Raw genomic sequence first — 17,727 nt, 5'->3', positions numbered from 1 at the left:
CTCCAATGCGAATAGGTTCGATTTACGCCACCACGACGGCTGCATGCCTGTTGGCAGCCGTGCCCGCAAGCGCGCATGTCTCGCTGGAGACCAAGCAGGCCACTGTCGGTGCGTCTTACAAGGCCGTCTTCGCCGTGCCGCACGGCTGCTCCGGGTCGCCGACTGTCAAGCTGCGCGTGCAGATTCCCGAAGGCGTTATCGCGGTGAAGCCGATGCCGAAAGCCGGCTGGACCATCGACGTCGTCGAGGGAAAATATGCCGGGGAATACGACTATCACGGCAATAAGCTCTCGTCCGGCGTCAAGGAGGTGGCGTGGTCCGGCGGCACGCTGCTGGACAAGAACTATGACGAGTTCATCATGCACACGGTGCTCACCGACAAGCTCAAGGCCAACACGACCTTGTATTTCCCCGTGGTTCAGGAATGCGAGACCGGCGTCAGCCGCTGGATCGAAATCCCAACCGAGGGGGCAGGGCATTCTCATGAGGGCAAGTCGCCGGCGCCTGGCGTGAAGCTCCTGCCCAAACCCTGATGCGCCTCCTCGCCGCGCTCGCGACGCTGCTCTTCGCTGCGGGCTTTGCGAGCGGTGCGCTCGCGCATGCGGCGCTGATCTCGGTGGAGCCGGCGAGCGGCAGCATGCTCGCGACCGCGCCGGAGGTGGTGGAGCTGCGGTTCAACGAGCCGGTGACGCCGGGCGCGATCCGGCTGATCGACGGGGCGGGCAGGGCGCGGGACGATCCGCGTGTCAGTGCGTCGGGCGAGACGATTTCCGTGGCGATGCCGGCGGATCTGCCTGAGGGAACCGCGGTCATCAGCTATCGCGTGATCTCGCAGGATGGCCATCCGGTGGTCGGATCGGTGATGTTTTCGGTCGGCACGCCGTCGGACACGAAGCCGCCGGCGAGTGCGGGCAACGGGTTGGGCGCGCTGATCTGGCTGGCGCGCGTTGGCCTCTACCTCGGACTGTTCGTTGGTGTCGGCGGTGTGTGGTTCGCGCGCTGGATATCACGGTCGTTGACTGGCACGACCGTGCCGCGCGTGGCGCTCGCGGTCGGCCTTCCGAGCGCCGTGGTATCCCTCGGTGCGCTTGGTCTCGATCTCCTCGGCCTGCCGCTGGCGGCGCTTGCGACGGCCGCGCCTTGGAAGGTCGCGTTCGCGACCAGTGCCGGCCGCGCGCTTCTTGTTGCCGCCGCCGCGATGCTGTTCGCTCTGCTGGCGCTGCGCAGCGCTTGGCGTTCGCGGGCTCTTGCGATGATTGCGGTGGTTGGTGTGGGCTTGTCGCTCGCCATGAGCGGGCACGCCGCAACGGCGCCGCCTCAGATCATGATGCGCCCGGCGATGTTTCTTCACGGCCTGTGCGTTGCGCTGTGGATCGGCGCTCTTGCTCCGCTGGCGGCTTTGCTGTCGAAGCCGACGCCAGCCACACTTGCCGTCGTGAACCGCTTTTCGGCCATCGCCATGCCGGCCGTCGGCGTGCTGGCACTGACGGGGCTTGCCCTTGCCATTGTTCAGCTCGAAAAGGCGTCGGCGGTGGTCGAGACCCGCTACGGACTCATCCTCTCGATCAAGCTCGCGCTGGTCCTCATGCTGCTCGCGCTTGCGGCGCTCAACCGCTTCCGCTTCACCCCGGCACTCGCGCGTGATCGCGGAGCCCGGGCCATCCTCAAGCGCTCGATCCTTCTCGAATGTGCTGTCGCCCTCGCCATCTTCGCCGTCGTCGCCGGCTGGCGCTTCACGCCGCCGCCGCGAACGATTGTTCCGGAGACGCCTTTGGCAATCCACATCCACAGCGACAAGGCGATGTTCCAGGTGCTGGTGTCTCCTGGAAAGGTCGGCAAGGACGATTTCGTGCTCCAGCTCATGACCGGTGAGGGGACGCCCCTGGCAGCCAAAGAGGTGACGTTGACGCTCAGCCTGCCCGAGCGCGGTATCGAGCCGATGGACCGGGGCGCCTCGCTCGGCCCGGATGGCTACTGGCATGTGCGCAAGGTCGAGTTGCCCTTCGCCGGCCGCTGGCGCGTCCGGATCGAGGCGCTCGTGAGCGATTTCGAGAAGATCACCCTCGCGGATGAACTCGATGTGCCGCCGCCCTAGGCTCGCCGGCTTTGCAGAACATGCTGCTGTTCGAGTCAAACCTGAAGGCAACGGAAAAATGACAGGAATTTCGCCGCGTTAGCGGCTTTTCCTCATTCCCGGCCTTGTGTTTTCGCTTCCAATCCGGTTTCACTGCAGGCGATCACTGATTCCCAGAGTATTACCATGCGGTTGTCGCGGTTCTTTCTGCCCATCCTGAAGGAAAATCCGAAAGAGGCGGAGATCGTCTCGCATCGGCTCATGCTGCGCGCCGGCATGATCCGGCAGGAGGCGGCCGGCATCTATGCCTGGCTGCCGCTCGGCTTCCGCGTGCTGAAGAAAATCGAGCAGATCGTACGCGAGGAGCAGAACCGCTCCGGCGCGATCGAGGTCTTGATGCCGACGCTCCAGCTCGCCGACCTCTGGCGCGAGAGCGGCCGCTACGATGCCTATGGTCCGGAGATGCTGCGCATCGCTGACCGCCACAAGCGTGAGCTGCTGTACGGGCCGACCAACGAGGAAATGATCACCGAGATCTTCCGCGCCTATGTGAAGTCCTACAAGAACCTGCCGCTGAATCTCTATCATATCCAATGGAAATTCCGCGACGAGCAGCGTCCGCGTTTCGGCGTGATGCGCGGCCGTGAGTTCCTGATGAAGGACGCCTATTCGTTCGATCTCAACGAGGCCGCGGCACGCGTCGCCTACAACAAGATGTTCGTCGCTTATTTGCGCACCTTCGCGCGGATGGGACTGAAGGCGATCCCGATGCGCGCCGAGACCGGCCCGATCGGCGGCGATCTCAGCCACGAGTTCATCGTGCTTGCCGAGACCGGCGAATCCGGCGTGTTCATCAATCGCGACGTGCTGGACCTGCCGGTGCCGGGCGAGGACGTCGATTATGAGAGCGATTTGACGCCGATCATCAAGCAGTGGACCTCGCTCTACGCAGCGACCGAGGACGTCCACGACGCCGCGCGCTTCGAGCAGGAGGTGCCCGTGGACAGGCGGGTGAACACCCGCGGCATCGAGGTCGGCCAGATCTTCTATTTCGGCACCAAATATTCCGAGCCGATGAAGGCGCTGGTGGCGGGCCCGGACGGTGTCGACGTGCCGATCCATGGCGGCTCGTACGGCGTCGGCGTCTCGCGCCTGCTTGGTGCCATCATCGAAGCCTGCCATGACGATGCCGGCATCAAATGGCCGGAGGCGGTGGCGCCGTTCCGCGTGTCGATCCTCAACCTGAAGCAGGGCGATGCCGCGGTCGATGCGGCCTGCGAGAAGCTCTATGCCGAGCTCACCGCCAAGGGCGTCGACGTGCTCTACGACGACACCGACCAGCGTGCCGGCGCCAAATTCGCCGCTGCCGACCTGATTGGCATCCCCTGGCAGATCATGATCGGGCCGAAGGGGCTCGCCGACGGCAAGGTCGAGATCAAGCGGCGCAGCGACGGCGCGCGCGAGACCATGTCGCCTGCCGACGCGGTCGCAAGACTTGTGGGCTGATAAGGCTGGTCGGCCGAATATTGTTCATCGCGCGATATCGCGGCCGCCAATCCGGCCACAATTGACCCCGAATCATGGGATTATCGAGCGATGGATGAGACCATGACCGAAACCGTGCAAACCGCGCCTTTCGCGCCATTCGAGTGGATGCTGTCGGCGCGCTATTTGCGGGCGCGCCGCAAGGAAGGATTCATCTCGGTCATTGCCGGGTTCTCCTTTCTCGGCATCATGCTCGGCGTCGCGACGCTGATCATCGTCATGGCCGTGATGAACGGCTTCCGCAAAGAGCTGCTCGACAAGATCCTGGGCCTCAACGGCCACATCCTGGTCCAGCCCCTGGAATCGCCGCTGACCGACTGGAAGGACGTCGCCGAGCGCGTCAGCCAGGTCGGGGGCATTCGTCTTGCCGCGCCCGTGGTGGACGGTCAGGCGCTGGCGTCATCGCCGTGGAACGCCTCGGGCGTCCTCGTGCGCGGCATCCGCTCCGACGATCTCAACAACCTCACCTCGATCGCCAAGAACATCAAGCAGGGCTCGCTCGAAGGGTTTGACGAAGGGCAGGGGGTCGCGATCGGCCGCCGCCTCGCCGACCAGCTTTCGCTGCATGCCGGTGACAGCATCACGCTGGTGGCGCCGAAGGGCGCGGTCACGCCGATGGGCACGACGCCGCGGATCAAGCCGTACAAGATCGTCGCGGTGTTCGAGATCGGCATGTCCGAATACGATCTCGGCTTCGTGTTCATGCCGCTCGCCGAAGCGCAGGCCTATTTCAACCGCAGCAACGACGTCACCTCGATCGAGGTGTTCACCACCAACCCCGACAGAATTGACGCCTTCCGCAAGGCGGTGACGGAGGCGGCGGGCCGGCCGATCTTCCTGGTCGATTGGCGGCAGCGCAACTCGACCTTCTTCAATGCGCTCCAGGTCGAGCGCAACGTGATGTTCCTGATCCTGACCATGATCGTGCTGGTCGCGGCGCTCAACATCGTCTCCGGCCTGATCATGCTGGTGAAGGACAAGGGCAGCGACATCGCGATCCTGCGCACCATGGGCGCCTCGCAGGGATCGATCATGCGGATCTTCCTGATCACGGGCGCTTCGATCGGCGTGGTCGGCACGCTGGTCGGCTTCTGCGTCGGCCTCGTGATCTGCCTCAACATCGAATCGATCCGGCAATTCCTGTCCTGGCTGACCTCGACCGAGCTGTTCTCGCCGGAGCTCTACTTCCTGTCGAAACTGCCCGCCGAGATCGACGTCGGCGAGACCACGGCCGTCGTCATCATGGCGCTGACGCTGTCGTTCCTGGCGACGCTCTATCCGTCGTGGCGCGCCGCGCGCCTCGATCCCGTCGAAGCGCTCCGGTACGAGTGAGGGGCTGATGGAGCAGCAGCAGGGGGCGGAAGATGTACCGGTCATTTATCTCCACGAGATAAAGCGGCAGTACTTGCAGGGCGAGGTGCCGCTGACGATCCTCGACGGCGCCAAGCTGGCACTGTGGGCTGGCCAATCGGTCGCGCTGGTGGCGCCGTCGGGCTCGGGCAAGTCGACGCTGCTGCACATCGCGGGGCTGTTGGAAGCGCCCGATTCCGGCGAGGTCTATGTCTCGGGCGCGCCGACCTCGCAACTGCCCGACATCGAGCGCACCCAGCTGCGCCGCACCGATATCGGCTTCGTCTATCAGTCGCACCGGCTGCTGCCGGAGTTCTCGGCCCTCGAGAACGTGATGATGCCGCAGATGATCCGCGGCCTGAAGAAGTCCGAGAGCGTCAAGCGCGCCAAGGAGATCCTCGGCTATCTCGGGCTCGGCGACCGCATCACCCACCGCCCCGCCGAGTTGTCCGGCGGCGAGCAGCAGCGTGTTGCGATCGCCCGTGCAGTGGCCAATGCGCCGCGCGTGCTGTTTGCGGACGAGCCGACCGGCAATCTCGACCCCGGCACCGCCGAGCACGTGTTCCAGGCCCTGATGCAGCTGGTCAAGGCGACGCACGTGTCGATGCTGATCGCGACCCACAACATGGAACTCGCCGGCCGCATGGACCGGCGAGTGTCGCTGTCGCACGGCCAGGTGGTCGAACTCGACTAAGAACCGCGAAAACAACCCCATGCACAGTAGCCAAGTGCTTGGTGGGGCTTCCAAAAACAATAGACGACGGCGCTCCCCCGCCGCCTCAGGGCTCAGGGCCTGATCACCGTCAATTTGAACGGCCCGCCATTGGCCGCGGCGTGCGCCACGGCTTCATTGGCGTGGTCGAGATCGAAGGCCGTGGTCTCGTACTCCTCCAGCTTGAGCAGTCCCGCGCGCACCAGCGCGATCAGGCGAGCCGCGGCATCGCGCGGATACATCCAGACGCCATGGATCGTAATGCATTCGCGCATGATCCAGTTGTAGGGCAGCTCCAGGCCTGGACCGCCCTGCATGTTGACGCCGCCCATCAGCACGACGCGGCCATTGGGCCGCACCGTCATGATCGCGGCGCGCACCACCGTCGTGGCGACGGAGGGCGGCATGATATCGAACGCGCAATCGATCGGGGCAGGCACTGCGCGCTTCATCAGCTCGCGGTCGTCATTCTCGTTGCCGGTCAGCTTCACCGGCCTGACGCGCGCGCCATAGCGACGCACGAGTTCGGCGAGCATCTTCTCGTTGCGGCCCGGCGCCACGACCCAGGCCGCTCCCATTGCGAGCGCCACGGCCACGGCGGCGCTGCCGAAATTGCCGGTCGCGCCGCTCACGAGCACGGTCTCGCCGGGCTGCAGCTCTGCGGCAAGGAAGCCGCCATAGGGCACGAGCATGGTGCCGAGCACGCTCCATCTCGCGGCCTCCGCTTCGCTGAGTTCGCCGAGCCGCGTCACGTTCTCCGTCGGCACCCTCATTCGCTCGGCGAAGGAGCCGTGGTGAAAATATTTCTGTAGCTGCATGCCGCCTTCGCCGCGCGCGCTCACACCCTGCAGGTGAATGTCCGGAGCGATCGCGTCGTCGCGCGAGCGCACTGTCGGATCGCAGAGCACCCAGTCGCCCACGGACAATTTTGTTGCGTCCGGGCCGATCGCGCGCACACGGCCGACCGCGCCGCCTCCGGGAATGACGGGCAAGTCCAACGCGTATTTGCGTTCACCGCTGAACACTTCCTTGGAATAGGACAGCACGCGGGTGGCGACGACATCCACGATGACTTCGCCGGTGCCGAGCACGGGTTCGGGGACGTCCTCGATCACCAGCGGGGATCCGAAAGATTTGAGTACAGCAGCCTTCATGATGTCGACCTTCGTTCGCACCTCATTGTGAGGTGCACGGAATATGCGAGGACTGTCGCGCGGCAGGAAGGCCTGGTATTATCCTAGCATTGCCTTGTCCCTCCCCACGGAGCACGTCCATGGCCGACCCCCGCCGCGTCGAATTCGGCGACTTCCTGAGGTCCCGTCGCGAAAAGCTGTCGCCGAAAACGGTCGGACTGCCCGCGGGGAGCCGGCGTCGCACCGCGGGGCTGCGCCGCGAGGAGGTCGCGCAGCTCGCCGGCATCGGCGTCGACTGGTACATCCGGCTCGAACAGGGCCGCACGGTGAGCCCGTCCGTCACCACCGTGGATGCGCTGGCCCGGGCCCTCCGTCTCAGCAAGGCCGAGCACGCGCACCTCAAGGCGCTGGCGCGCGAGCGCGCAAGAAGCCCGTTCACGCGCGAAATCGTGCCACCGCCCATTCGGCGGATGATCGAGAGCCTGCACCAGCCGGCCTACATCACCGGCCGGCGCTGGGACGTGCTGGCCTGGAACGATGCGGCCGAAGAGATCTTCGGCTTCGGGCGATTACCGGAGCAGGATCGCAACACGCTGCTCCTGATGATGACCAACAAGCAGGCGCGAAAATCCTACGGCGCCGGTTGGGAGAACGTCGCCAAGGCCATGGTGGCGATGTTTCGCGCCAATCACGACGTCTGGGCCGGCGATCCCGCCTTCACGGAGCTGCTGACGCGACTGCGCGAGGGCAGTCCGGAATTCGTCGAATGGTGGGAGGCACACGACATCCGCAGCACCATCTCGGGCCGCAAGACCATGAACCATCCGACCAAGGGTGTGCTGCACTTCGAGCACACCAGCTTCCAGGCCAACGACGATCCCGCGTTGAAGCTCGTGATCTATACGCCGGTTGAGGGCGGGGACTGATGGACGCAGGCTTTAGCTTCCGGAGAGCGACTTGCAAGCCTCGTCGCTCGTAGCGCGCTCACGGCGCGGCTGCGGCAGAGGGCGCTGCGCTGGCGTTCGGCACGGGACCTGCTGTCCAGGGACTGTCGGTCCGGGGCGTCGGCTGCAAAGGATTCGCTGGCCAGGCTTTTGCGGGGGCTGTCGTCGCCGATGTGCACGATGTCCCGAGCTGCGTCCACATCGACTGCAAGCCGGTCAGGTCGATGTCGAAGCGAGCGACGTCCGCCTTGCCCTCGGGTTCTGGACTGGTTTCCCGGATCTGCAGGGACCGTGAGGCCAGCACCGCCTTGACCATGTCGGCATCGACGGCGCCGTTCCACACCTCGTACTTTCCGAACCGGACCGGAGGCCCTCCCGCTTGCTTGCTCAGGTCGGCGCTGGCCGCCATCAGCATCGTTCTCTGGCCGGTGCCGGCTGCCTCGATCTCACCCACGAACAGCAGCGGCACGCGCTTCTTGTTTTCGCAATAGAGGCGCCATTCCATGGTTCGGAACGACGCGTCGCTTTCCCTCTTCACCGCGGCCATCTTGCTGATGAAGGGCCGTGCTCCTTTCTCCAGCCGCCACATCGTTTCGGCAAGAGGTCGCGTGTCGATGCCGAAACCGTAGAGCTCGGATCGCGTCAGCACGTGCAGGCTTTCGAACTTCACCGTCCGGATGAGGGAGTCGAGCTCGCGACTAATGCCCATCGCCGCGATGAACGCGGCGCGATCGCGATCGGCCGCCAAGAGCCGGCGGCGCCTGTATTCCGCGACGGCCGCCGGATCGGGCCGTCCGTCAAAGGCGAGCACCAGCCTGGAATTGTGGACCGCCATTGCGGCATCGGGGGCGACTTCGCGCGACGTCGCTCCGAGAAACACGTATCCGCAGGCCGAGTTGCACATGGCACGGTAAGTGGTGAGCTCGGCCTCGACCTCGCCGTTTGCGTTCTTGAGCTTCAGGCACGCGGCGTCCACCTGCGTGCCCGCAGCGCAGGCGGTCGCGATCGTCCGGCCGACCCTGGCAATCGCCTTGCGGCTGCGCAGCAACCGCCCGATCGCATAGGACTGCTCGACGTTGCCGCCGGGCGAATGCAGGTAGATCGGACGCTGCAGGTCCTTGACGGCGGCGAGGAAGCGGCGAATGCGCAGCGCAGCCTCCCGATCGATCTCACCTTCGACGGCGATCCAGCGGTCGCAGCCCGGGCCGCAAGCATCGGGTGGCCCCTTGGCGAGGTAGATCGTCAGCCTGGAGGCAAATCCGGCTTTCTCGGTCGGCGCTGCTTCGGCATGCAAAGCGCCCGGGAGCAAGAGCGAGGCCAGGAGGAGCAGGATACGGGCGAGCATGGCAGGATCGACTGCGCGAAGGACAGCTTGGACGGACGCTATACGATGACTGGCGCGGTCACAACTTGCGCCGCCTGCGCCGTGCGCATTTATTTCGGACAGACGTCCGGCAAATGTGTTGCGAGACGTTCCGGCGCTCGCGGTTCGCACGTCGCTGCGGCGAACTCGATCATCGGCCGCTAGCCGCAGCGCGGCCCGGGCGGCGACGTGCGTGCAGATCGGATTGCGCGGATTAGAAGTTTGCGCGCGCGCAGCTCCGCTTGTCGCGAGAATGCGGAGAGGGCGAGCAGGAGTGCGGCGCGGCGAGCTCAGCGCGCAGGATGTCGAACCTGCAATTGTTTAGTCTCGGCCATTCATCGCCGTGAGACAGAAGGAATGATCCTTGCCGAACGTGCGCGAGTAAGCTTGCGATTGTGCGAGCAGGAATGTGATGAATGCGAGCGAAAATATGGCGACAATGGGATGAGCAACTCGACCGCGCTTTTCGACTCTCCCATCACGCGAATGTGCGCGCGACGATGTTACGCGCGCATGCAGTTGATCTCGTCTCTCGACGTTGGAACTGCTGAAAACCCCTTGTTTCAAAGGGTTTCGCGCACCTGCGATTAACATTCGTTAATGAGCGGCGTCCTTTGGATTGCACTGTGGCGTCGCGGTTACAGCAATTCCGTCGATCGCTGTTATGACCACGCCACGGCCCGGGGGCCTCTGAAGAAACTGGAACGGGAATCAAATGAAGAAGAAGTTGTTGCTCGCCGCTGTCAGCCTTGTCGCGCTCAGCGCGGCTGCGCCGGCGCTGGCTGCCGATCTCGCGGCACGGCCCTACACCAAGGCGCCGCCGGCGGCGATCGCTGCTGTTTACGACTGGAGCGGCTTCTACATCGGCATCAACGGAGGCGGCGGTTCGTCGCACGCGACCTGGGACTTCGTGGGTCTCGGTCGTGAAGGTTCGCACGACGCGACCGGCGCCACGGTCGGTGGCCAGGTCGGCTATCGCTGGCAGTCTGGGCAGTTCGTGTTCGGCTTGGAAGGCCAGGGCAACTGGGCTGACTTCTCGGGCGACAACGTCAGCGCGCTGTTCGCCACCCGCAACCGCACCAAGATCGACGCGTTCGGTCTGATCACTGGCCAGGTCGGCTATGCCTGGAACAACGTGCTGCTCTACGTGAAGGGTGGTGCGGCTGTGGTCAGCGACAAGTACGAGATCTATGGCCTCGGTGGTCCGCTGCTGGCGTCGACCAGCGACACCCGTTGGGGCGGCACTGTCGGTGCCGGCCTCGAGTACGGCTTTGCGCCGAACTGGTCGGTTGGTGTCGAGTACAACCACATCTTCCTGGCCGACAAGGACGTCACCTTCGCCGGCTTTGCCGGTACGGAGCGCATCCGTCAGGACGTCGACATGGGCCTCGTCCGCCTGAACTACAAGTTCGGCGGCCCGATGTTGGGTCGCTACTAAGCCCGACCCGCTCCACGCGAGCGGCCGACGAAAGCCCCGGCCTCGGCCGGGGCTTTTTTATTGCGTGAATTCAGCGAGTTAACCATCGCGCTGCGAGATCTCGGGTCAGGCTTGACTCCTGAGAACGAAATGAGAACAATGTTCTTCATACGTTCTAGCGAGGGAGCGAGACCATGTTCAGGATTTTCGTGGAAGAGGCGGCTGCGCTGGCGTCCATCACGCTGTTCGTCGGGATGATCGCGATCTGGGCGCAGGTTATCCCGCAGCTTTGAGCATCCCGCAGCTTTGTCCCCGCGGCTCCGGGGCAGGCCCGGTTGGGGAAAAGCGGGACGACGCGGCGAAGCGGCCGCTCCGGCGTGGACTCTGGCGGCGCGAGACCCCACCATTGCGATGCCGAGTCGGCCGCGCGAGTGCATGATGCCTTGAGGAGCCGGCGACCGCTCCATCTCATCTGCAAGAGGCCGTCACGCGACCATGCCGAGCGCCGGATTTGTCCACCTTCACGTTCACTCGGCCTATTCGCTGCTCAAGGGCTCGATCAAGATCGCCAAGCTCGCCGAGCTTGCCAAGAAGGACCACCAGCCGGCGCTGGCGCTGACCGACACCGACAATCTGTTCGGCGCGCTGGAGTTCTCCGACAAGATGGCGGGCTCGGGCATCCAGCCGATCGTCGGCTGCGAACTGGCCATCGACTTCGGCGATCAGGATCCCAACGCGCGCAACGCGATGGGACCGTCGCGCGTGGTGCTGCTGGCCGCGCAGGAGGGCGGCTATCGCAGCCTGATGCGGCTGAACTCGCGCGCGTTCCTGGAATCGCCGGACAGCCATGCTCCGTTCATCAAGCTCGACTGGCTCGAGGGCGAGACGGAGGGCCTGATCGCGCTGACGGGCGGGCCGGACGGGCCGATCTCGCTGGCACTGGCCGGTGGCATGGCCGAGCTCGCCGGCGTGCGGTGCGAGCGTCTCGCTGCTCTGTTCGGTGACCGCCTCTATATCGAATTGCAGCGCCACAACGCCGAGAAGGAGCGGCGCGTCGAAGGCGGCTTGATCGACATCGCCTACGCCAAGGGGCTGCCGCTTGTTGCGACCAACGAGCCGTATTTCGCGACCACGGACGATTACGAAGCGCATGATGCGCTGCTCTGCATCGCCGGCGGCCGGCTGATCGCCGAGACCGACCGCGTGCAGCTGACGCCGGATCATCGCTTCAAGACGCGCGCCGAAATGGCGGTGCTGTTCGCCGACATTCCGGAGGCGCTGGCCTCGACGGTGGAGATCGCCGAGCGCTGCTCGTTCCGGCCGATGACGCGCAAGCCAATCCTGCCGTTCTTCACCGTGGGTGCGGCGCAGAGCTCGGATGCCGCCGCAGTCGAGGCCGCCGAATTGAAGCGCCAGGCGGAGGAGGGGCTGGCCAAGCGCCTCAGCGTCCACGGCCTGTCGCAGGGCACCACGGAGGAGACCTACGCCAAGCGGCTCGCCTTCGAGCTCGACGTCATCACCCGCATGAAATACGCGGGCTACTTCCTGATCGTGTCCGACTTCATCAAATGGGCGAAGAGCCAGGGCATTCCCGTCGGGCCGGGCCGCGGCTCCGGCGCGGGCTCGCTGGTGGCGTGGGCGCTCACCATCACCGACCTGGATCCGATCAGGTTCGGCCTGCTGTTCGAGCGCTTCCTCAATCCCGAACGCGTCTCGATGCCGGACTTCGACATCGACTTCTGCCAGGACCGCCGCGGCGAGGTGATCAGTTACGTGCAGCAGCGCTACGGCCGCGATCAGGTCGCGCAGATCATCACCTTCGGTACGCTGCAGGCGCGCGGCGTGCTGCGCGACGTCGGCCGCGTGCTGCAGATGCCCTATGGCCAGGTCGACAAGCTGACCAAGCTGGTGCCGCAGAATCCGGCGGCGCCGGTGACGCTGGCCGCCGCGATCGAAAGCGAGCCGAAGCTGCAGGCGTTCCGCGACGAAGACCCGGTGGTGGCGCGCGCCTTCGACATCGCCCAGCGTCTCGAAGGCCTGACCCGCCACGCCTCGACCCACGCGGCCGGCATCGTGATCGGCGATCGTCCCCTGAGCGAGCTCGTGCCGCTCTACCGCGATCCCAAATCCGACATGCCGGTGACCCAGTTCAACATGAAGTGGGTCGAGCCCGCGGGCCTCGTGAAGTTCGACTTCCTCGGCCTGAAGACGCTCACCGTGCTCGACGTCGCCTGCAAGCTGCTCAAGCCGCGCGGCATCGATGTCGATCTCGCCACGCTGCCGATCGACGATGCCGAGAGTTACCAGATGCTGGCGCGCGGCGACGTGGTCGGCGTGTTCCAGGTTGAAAGTCAGGGCATGCGGCGGGCGCTGATCGACATGCGGCCGGACCGTTTCGAGGACATCATCGCGCTGGTCGCGCTGTATCGGCCGGGCCCGATGGCCAACATCCCGACCTATTGCGCCCGCAAGCACGGCGACGAGGAGCCGGAATATCTGCATCCCGTGCTGGAGCCGATCCTGAAGGAGACCTTCGGCGTCATCATCTACCAGGAGCAGGTGATGCAGATCGCGCAGGTGATGTCGGGCTATTCGCTCGGCGACGCCGACCTGCTGCGCCGCGCCATGGGCAAGAAGATCCGCGCCGAGATGGACAAGCAGCGCGACATCTTCGTCGCGGGCGCGGTGAAGAACGGCGTGCCGAAGGGGCAGGCCGAGACCATCTTCGAGCTGCTCGCAAAATTCGCCGACTACGGCTTCAACAAGAGCCACGCGGCGGCCTATGCGCTGGTGTCCTACCACACCGCCTACATGAAGGCGCATTATCCGGTGGAGTTCATCGCAGCGTCCATGACGCTCGATCTGAACAACACCGACAAGCTCTCCGAATTCCGCTCCGAGGCGCAGCGCCTCGGCATCAAGGTCGAGCCGCCGAACATCAACCGCTCGGGCGCCACTTTCGAGGTCGGCGAGAACACGATCTACTACGCGCTCGCCGCGCTCAAGGGCGTCGGCATCCAGGCGATCGAGCAGATCATCGCGGAGCGCACCCGAGGCGGCCTGTTCACCTCGCTCGCCGATTTCGCCGCGCGCGTCTCACCGCGCGCGATCAACAAGCGCATCATCGAAAGCCTCGCCGCTGCCGGCGCCTTCGACACGCTGGAGCCGAACCGGGCGCGCGTCTTTGCCGGTGCGGACGCGATCCTCGCCGCCTGCCAGCGGGCGCATGAAGCTGCGACCATCGGCCAGAACGACATGTTCGGCATGTCGGCGGATGCGCCGACCATCATGCTGCCTCAGGTCGAGCCGTGGCTGCCGGCCGAGCGGCTGCGCCGCGAATACGACGCGATCGGCTTCTTCCTGTCGGGACATCCGCTCGACGATTACGCGACCGTGCTGAAGCGGCTGCGGGTGCAGAGCTGGGCCGAGTTCTCGCGTGCGGTGAAGACCGGCGCCACCGCCGGCAAGGTCGCCGCGACCGTTGTCTCGCGCATGGAGCGGCGCACCAAGACCGGCAACAAGATGGGCATCATGGGACTGTCCGATCCCACCGGCCATTTCGAGGCGGTGCTGTTCTCGGAAGGCCTCGCGCAATATCGCGACGTGCTGGAGCCCGGCGCGGCCGTGCTGCTGCAGTTAGGCGCCGAGCTCCAGGGCGAGGACGTCCGCGCCCGCGTGCTGCATGCCGAGCCGCTCGATGACGCCGCGGCCAAGACGCAGAAGGGCCTGCGCATCTTCCTGCGCGACACCAAGCCGCTGGACTCGATCGCCAGGCGTCTCGCCGGGCCCGATATGGCGGCTACCAACGGCGGCGCGCCGAAGGTCGGCAGTCCTGGCATCGCACCGCGCGGAAGCGGCGACGGCGAGGTCTCGCTGGTGATGATGCTCGACCTCGAGACCGAGGTGGAGATGAAGCTGCCCGGGCGCTTCAAGGTCTCGCCGCAGATCGCCGGCGCGATCAAGGCGGTCGCGGGCGTGGTGGACGTGCAACAGCTTTAGCTTCTCCGCCGCGCGTTCCGGTTTTTACAAAGTAGTCGTACTGCATCGGTTGCAACCCAGCGCTGATTCCGACTAGCATGTGCCCCGGGGAATGGAATGGGGCGTATGATGCTGCGACAGGGTGCGTTGTTGGTGGCCGTTTGTGCCATGCTGACGGGGTGCGTCAGCAATCAGGTTGGAACGGACTTTGCGTCGGTGTCGAAAAAGGTCGGGCCTCCGCGCGCGGGGCACGGGCGCGTGGTGTTCCTGCAGGACAAAAGGAACAGCCTGAGCATGGCTATTTGCGGCTGCGAGGTGAAACTCGACGGTGCGCCGCTCGGAAAAATCGTGGCCGGGAAATATGCCTATGCCGATCGACCTGCCGGACGTCACGACGTGCTGGTGACTGAGCTGATGTTTCCGGGCGAGACCAAGCGCGAGATCGTCATGGAGGCAGGCCGGACGCATTTCTACCTGATCAAGAGCAGCGCCAGGCACGATGCCGCCATGGGCGGCGCCGTGCTCGGCGGTTTGGCCGGACTTGCGGTCGTGTCCGTCGCGACGGCGGGCGAGGCGAATCTCGGGCCGGGCGAGCTCGTTGCTCTGGATGAGGCAACCGCGCGCACGAAACTCGCGGAGCTGGAAGCCGTCGAGTAGGGCGCGTGGTACGATGAGGTGCCTCTGATCGCGCCGGGCACAGGGCTTGTGGACGCGCGGCGACTCTTGAGGCCTGTCTTCGCGACGCTTCATTCGTCCATTGACCCGAGGAGGTGTCACATGTGCGACAAGTGCTCTGACGCTTTGCATCACGAACCTCTGCCTCAAGTCATCGCGCCGTCGCGGCGATCGGCGATGCTGTTTGGCGCCGCCGCGTTCGGCATGGCTTTCGCCGGTGGAGCTTTCGCCAGTGGCGCCTTGGCCAAGGACGCCAAGCAGCCGCCGAAGCCGCAGAATGTGCTGTCGCCCGACGCGTCGCTGAAGCGGCTGACGGAGGGCAATGGGCGCTACGTCGCCGGCGTGTCGCGGCGCCACGATTTCAAGCACGAGCGCGAGGCGCTGGCCGGCGGGCAGAACCCGTTCGCGGCCGTGCTGAGCTGCGCCGACTCGCGCATCGCGCCGGAATACGCTTTCGACACGGGTCGCGGCGACCTGTTCGTTTGTCGCGTCGCCGGAAACTTTGCCGGCACCGAAACCATCGCAAGCATGGAATATGCGGTGGCCGTGCTCAACACGCCGCTGATCCTCGTGCTAGGCCACGATGCCTGCGGCGCGGTGGATGCGACGCTGAAGGCGATCAAGGACAATACGTCGCCGCCGGGCCACATTCCCTCGCTGGTCGATGCGATCGCGCCCGCCGCAAAGGCGGCGATGCAGCGGGGCGGGGACGTGCTCAACAACGCCATCCGGCAGAACGTGGTCGACAACATCGCCAAGCTGAAGACGGCTGCGCCAATCCTCAATGCGGCCGTGGAGCAGGGCAAGCTGAAGGTCGTCGGCGGCATCTACCGGCTCACGACGGGCACGGTCGATCCGATCGCCCAGGGCTGAACGGGCCGAGGAGCCTCGCGCCGCAGTGCGGTCGCGAGGCTTGCGCCCGACGTGGAGGTTCGACGTGGAGTTGACTTGGGTGGCGGCGCCATGCCACCGCCCCAATCCGGGCATCTCGTTCAAGTGCCATTCAGCTGGCCGCGCGCCTGATACGCGGTGGCCACCTCAACAACAAAAGCGGGCACAGCCATGCGCGGGACGCTCAAAGTCTTCCTCTGCCTTCTCCTGCCGATGGCGGTCCTTGCCGCGGGCGCGCCGCATCAGGCGCGTGCCCAGCAGCAGGAGAAGCGCATCGCGCTCGTGGTCGGCAACGGCGCCTATGCCAAATCGCCGCTGGCGACCACCGCGAACGATGCCGGCCTGATCGCGCAGACGCTCCAGGCGGCGGGCTTCGACGTGGTCGGCGCGCGCGATCTCGACGGCGACACGCTGCGCAAGAGCTTGCGCGATTTCATTCAGAAGGCCCAGGCGTCGGGGCCGGGCACTGTCGCGATGCTCTATCTGGCCGGCTACGGCGTGCAGCTGGCCGGCGAGAACTATTTCATCCCGGTCGATTCCAACATCAGCCGCGACACCGACATACCGACCGAGGCCCTGCGCATCAGTGACTATGCGCGCCAGCTCGCCTCGATTCCGCTCAAGGCCAATATCGTGGTGCTCGACGCGGCCCGGGCGCAGCCCTTCATCGAGGGCGGACAGCCGATCGCGAGCGGTCTGGCGCTGGTCGAGCCGGAGCCGAACATGCTGATCGCCTTCAACGCCGCGCCCGGCACGGTGGCGCCGGAGGAGCCGGGGCCCTACGGCATCTATGCGCAGTCGCTCGCCGAGATGATCCGCACCGGCGGCCTGCCGCTGCCCGAGGTGTTCGACCGCGTCCGCCTGCGCGTCAACGAGGCCTCCAAGGGCGCGCAGGTGCCCTGGAACGAGCAGAAGATCTCGGCGCCATTCTCGTTCTTCGAGCGCGCGCCCGATGCGCCGCCGCCGGCGGCTGCGCCCGACCAGGTCGCCGCGATCCGGAGCAAGCCGATCCGCGATCTCGGCGTGCAGGATGCCTATGCCGCCGCGCTCGAGCGCGATACGCTGCCGGCCTATGAGGAGTTTCTCGCGGCCTATCCGAACGACCCGCTCGCCAAGCGCGTGATGGCGATCGTTGCCGCGCGCCGCGAAGCCATCACCTGGCGGCGGACCTACCGGACCGACACGCCGGAGGCCTATTGGTCGTATCTGCGCCGCTATCCGCGCGGGCCGCATGCGGCGGACGCACGGCGCCGCCTTGCGATCCTCACCGCGCCGCCCGAGCCGCCGCCGAGCTTCGCGATGATCGACTACGACGTGCCGCCACCGCCGCCGGAGGAGGTGGTCTATGTCGACCGTCCCGTGCTGTATTTCAGCGATCCCGATTTCGGCTTCGCGCCGCCACCGCCGCCGCCGGTCTATTACCTGCCACCGCCGCCGCCGGATTTCGTCGTGCTGCCGCCGCCACTGCCCGTGGTCGGCCTGTTCGTGCTGCCGCAGCCGGTGTTCGTGCCGATCCCGGTATTCGTCAGGCCGCCGGTCTATGTCGCGCCGCCGCCGAACAACATCATCTATCAGAACATCCACAACACGACGGTCATCAACACCGTGATCAACCGCCCGCCGGCACCGCCGCCGGCCGCGGGGC

13 protein-coding genes are annotated in these 17,727 nt (G+C 65.8%); 11 read left to right on the top strand and 2 right to left on the bottom strand.

The genetic code is table 11. The annotated features are described in order from the left end of the window. Nucleotides 1-5 precede the first annotated feature (5 nt). From XI05_RS03405 to XI05_RS03385, 5 genes are all read left to right on the top strand, one after another. Entirely contained in the window at nucleotides 6-533 is a 528-nt protein-coding gene (locus tag XI05_RS03405; RefSeq protein ID WP_271498620.1) for a YcnI family copper-binding membrane protein, read from the top strand. After that, nucleotides 533-2,095, top strand: a complete 1,563-nt coding sequence (locus tag XI05_RS03400; protein WP_271498619.1) for a copper resistance CopC/CopD family protein — start codon at nucleotides 533-535, stop codon at nucleotides 2,093-2,095. Before XI05_RS03405 ends, XI05_RS03400 begins: the two co-directional genes overlap by 1 nt. Nucleotides 2,096-2,260: 165 nt before the next feature. Continuing rightward, a complete protein-coding gene (proS, locus tag XI05_RS03395) occupies nucleotides 2,261-3,580 on the top strand; it encodes a proline--tRNA ligase (RefSeq protein ID WP_271498618.1) in 1,320 nt (439 codons plus the stop codon). Nucleotides 3,581-3,670: 90 nt separating this feature from the next. Next, nucleotides 3,671-4,951 (top strand): lipoprotein-releasing ABC transporter permease subunit, encoded by a 1,281-nt coding sequence (locus XI05_RS03390; protein WP_172783564.1) that lies wholly within the window; start codon nucleotides 3,671-3,673, stop codon nucleotides 4,949-4,951. A gap of 7 nt (nucleotides 4,952-4,958) precedes the next feature. Continuing rightward, nucleotides 4,959-5,663: an ABC transporter ATP-binding protein gene (locus XI05_RS03385; RefSeq protein WP_172783565.1), complete on the top strand. Its 705-nt coding sequence runs from the start codon at nucleotides 4,959-4,961 to the stop codon at nucleotides 5,661-5,663. A 92-nt stretch (nucleotides 5,664-5,755) separates the two neighbouring features. Here the strand turns inward: XI05_RS03385 and XI05_RS03380 are convergent, their stop codons facing one another. After that, on the bottom strand, nucleotides 5,756-6,835 hold the full coding sequence (locus XI05_RS03380; protein ID WP_271498616.1) for a quinone oxidoreductase family protein: 1,080 nt from the start codon (nucleotides 6,833-6,835) through the stop codon (nucleotides 5,756-5,758). Between the two features lie 119 nt (nucleotides 6,836-6,954). Here XI05_RS03380 and XI05_RS03375 point away from each other — a divergent pair, with 119 nt between their 5' ends. Next, nucleotides 6,955-7,740, top strand: coding sequence for a helix-turn-helix transcriptional regulator (locus tag XI05_RS03375; protein ID WP_271498614.1), 786 nt, complete (start codon nucleotides 6,955-6,957; stop codon nucleotides 7,738-7,740). A gap of 58 nt (nucleotides 7,741-7,798) precedes the next feature. Here the strand turns inward: XI05_RS03375 and XI05_RS03370 are convergent, their stop codons facing one another. Next, the gene (locus XI05_RS03370) at nucleotides 7,799-9,253 is read right to left on the bottom strand and encodes a hypothetical protein (RefSeq protein ID WP_333939813.1); all 1,455 of its coding nucleotides are present in this window, start codon (nucleotides 9,251-9,253) and stop codon (nucleotides 7,799-7,801) included. Nucleotides 9,254-9,836: 583 nt separating this feature from the next. Here XI05_RS03370 and XI05_RS03365 point away from each other — a divergent pair. The 5 genes from XI05_RS03365 to XI05_RS03345 form a co-directional block, all read left to right on the top strand. After that, on the top strand, nucleotides 9,837-10,559 hold the full coding sequence (locus XI05_RS03365; RefSeq protein WP_172783568.1) for an outer membrane protein: 723 nt from the start codon (nucleotides 9,837-9,839) through the stop codon (nucleotides 10,557-10,559). 474 nt (nucleotides 10,560-11,033) lie between these two features. Beyond that, nucleotides 11,034-14,537 (top strand): DNA polymerase III subunit alpha, encoded by a 3,504-nt coding sequence (dnaE, locus tag XI05_RS03360; protein WP_271498612.1) that lies wholly within the window; start codon nucleotides 11,034-11,036, stop codon nucleotides 14,535-14,537. A gap of 105 nt (nucleotides 14,538-14,642) precedes the next feature. Continuing rightward, nucleotides 14,643-15,173: a DUF2846 domain-containing protein gene (locus XI05_RS03355; RefSeq protein ID WP_271498611.1), complete on the top strand. Its 531-nt coding sequence runs from the start codon at nucleotides 14,643-14,645 to the stop codon at nucleotides 15,171-15,173. Nucleotides 15,174-15,293: 120 nt separating this feature from the next. Continuing rightward, nucleotides 15,294-16,064: a carbonic anhydrase gene (locus tag XI05_RS03350; RefSeq protein WP_271498609.1), complete on the top strand. Its 771-nt coding sequence runs from the start codon at nucleotides 15,294-15,296 to the stop codon at nucleotides 16,062-16,064. A 189-nt stretch (nucleotides 16,065-16,253) separates the two neighbouring features. Beyond that, the coding region (locus XI05_RS03345; RefSeq protein ID WP_271498607.1) for a caspase family protein at nucleotides 16,254-17,727 on the top strand (1,474 nt) is incomplete at its 3' end.

This window comes from Bradyrhizobium sp. CCBAU 11357 (assembly GCF_028128865.1).
In the GTDB taxonomy this organism is placed as follows: domain Bacteria; phylum Pseudomonadota; class Alphaproteobacteria; order Rhizobiales; family Xanthobacteraceae; genus Bradyrhizobium.
Note: the sequence above shows the minus strand (reverse complement) of the source record. Positions and strands in the feature narration are given on the sequence as shown.

What these genes read in the sequence shown, in the direction of transcription:
- proS (WP_271498618.1), top strand. Translation starts at nt 2,261, where the DNA reads ATGCGGTTGTCGCGGTTCTTTCTGCCCATCCTGAAGGAAAATCCGAAA.
- XI05_RS03375 (WP_271498614.1), top strand. Translation starts at nt 6,955, where the DNA reads ATGGCCGACCCCCGCCGCGTCGAATTCGGCGACTTCCTGAGGTCCCGT.
- XI05_RS03400 (WP_271498619.1), top strand. Translation starts at nt 533, where the DNA reads ATGCGCCTCCTCGCCGCGCTCGCGACGCTGCTCTTCGCTGCGGGCTTT.
- XI05_RS03405 (WP_271498620.1), top strand. Translation starts at nt 6, where the DNA reads ATGCGAATAGGTTCGATTTACGCCACCACGACGGCTGCATGCCTGTTG.
- XI05_RS03390 (WP_172783564.1), top strand. Translation starts at nt 3,671, where the DNA reads ATGGATGAGACCATGACCGAAACCGTGCAAACCGCGCCTTTCGCGCCA.
- XI05_RS03350 (WP_271498609.1), top strand. Translation starts at nt 15,294, where the DNA reads ATGTGCGACAAGTGCTCTGACGCTTTGCATCACGAACCTCTGCCTCAA.
- XI05_RS03355 (WP_271498611.1), top strand. Translation starts at nt 14,643, where the DNA reads ATGATGCTGCGACAGGGTGCGTTGTTGGTGGCCGTTTGTGCCATGCTG.
- XI05_RS03380 (WP_271498616.1), bottom strand. Translation starts at nt 6,835, where the DNA reads ATGAAGGCTGCTGTACTCAAATCTTTCGGATCCCCGCTGGTGATCGAG.
- XI05_RS03365 (WP_172783568.1), top strand. Translation starts at nt 9,837, where the DNA reads ATGAAGAAGAAGTTGTTGCTCGCCGCTGTCAGCCTTGTCGCGCTCAGC.
- dnaE (WP_271498612.1), top strand. Translation starts at nt 11,034, where the DNA reads ATGCCGAGCGCCGGATTTGTCCACCTTCACGTTCACTCGGCCTATTCG.
- XI05_RS03385 (WP_172783565.1), top strand. Translation starts at nt 4,959, where the DNA reads ATGGAGCAGCAGCAGGGGGCGGAAGATGTACCGGTCATTTATCTCCAC.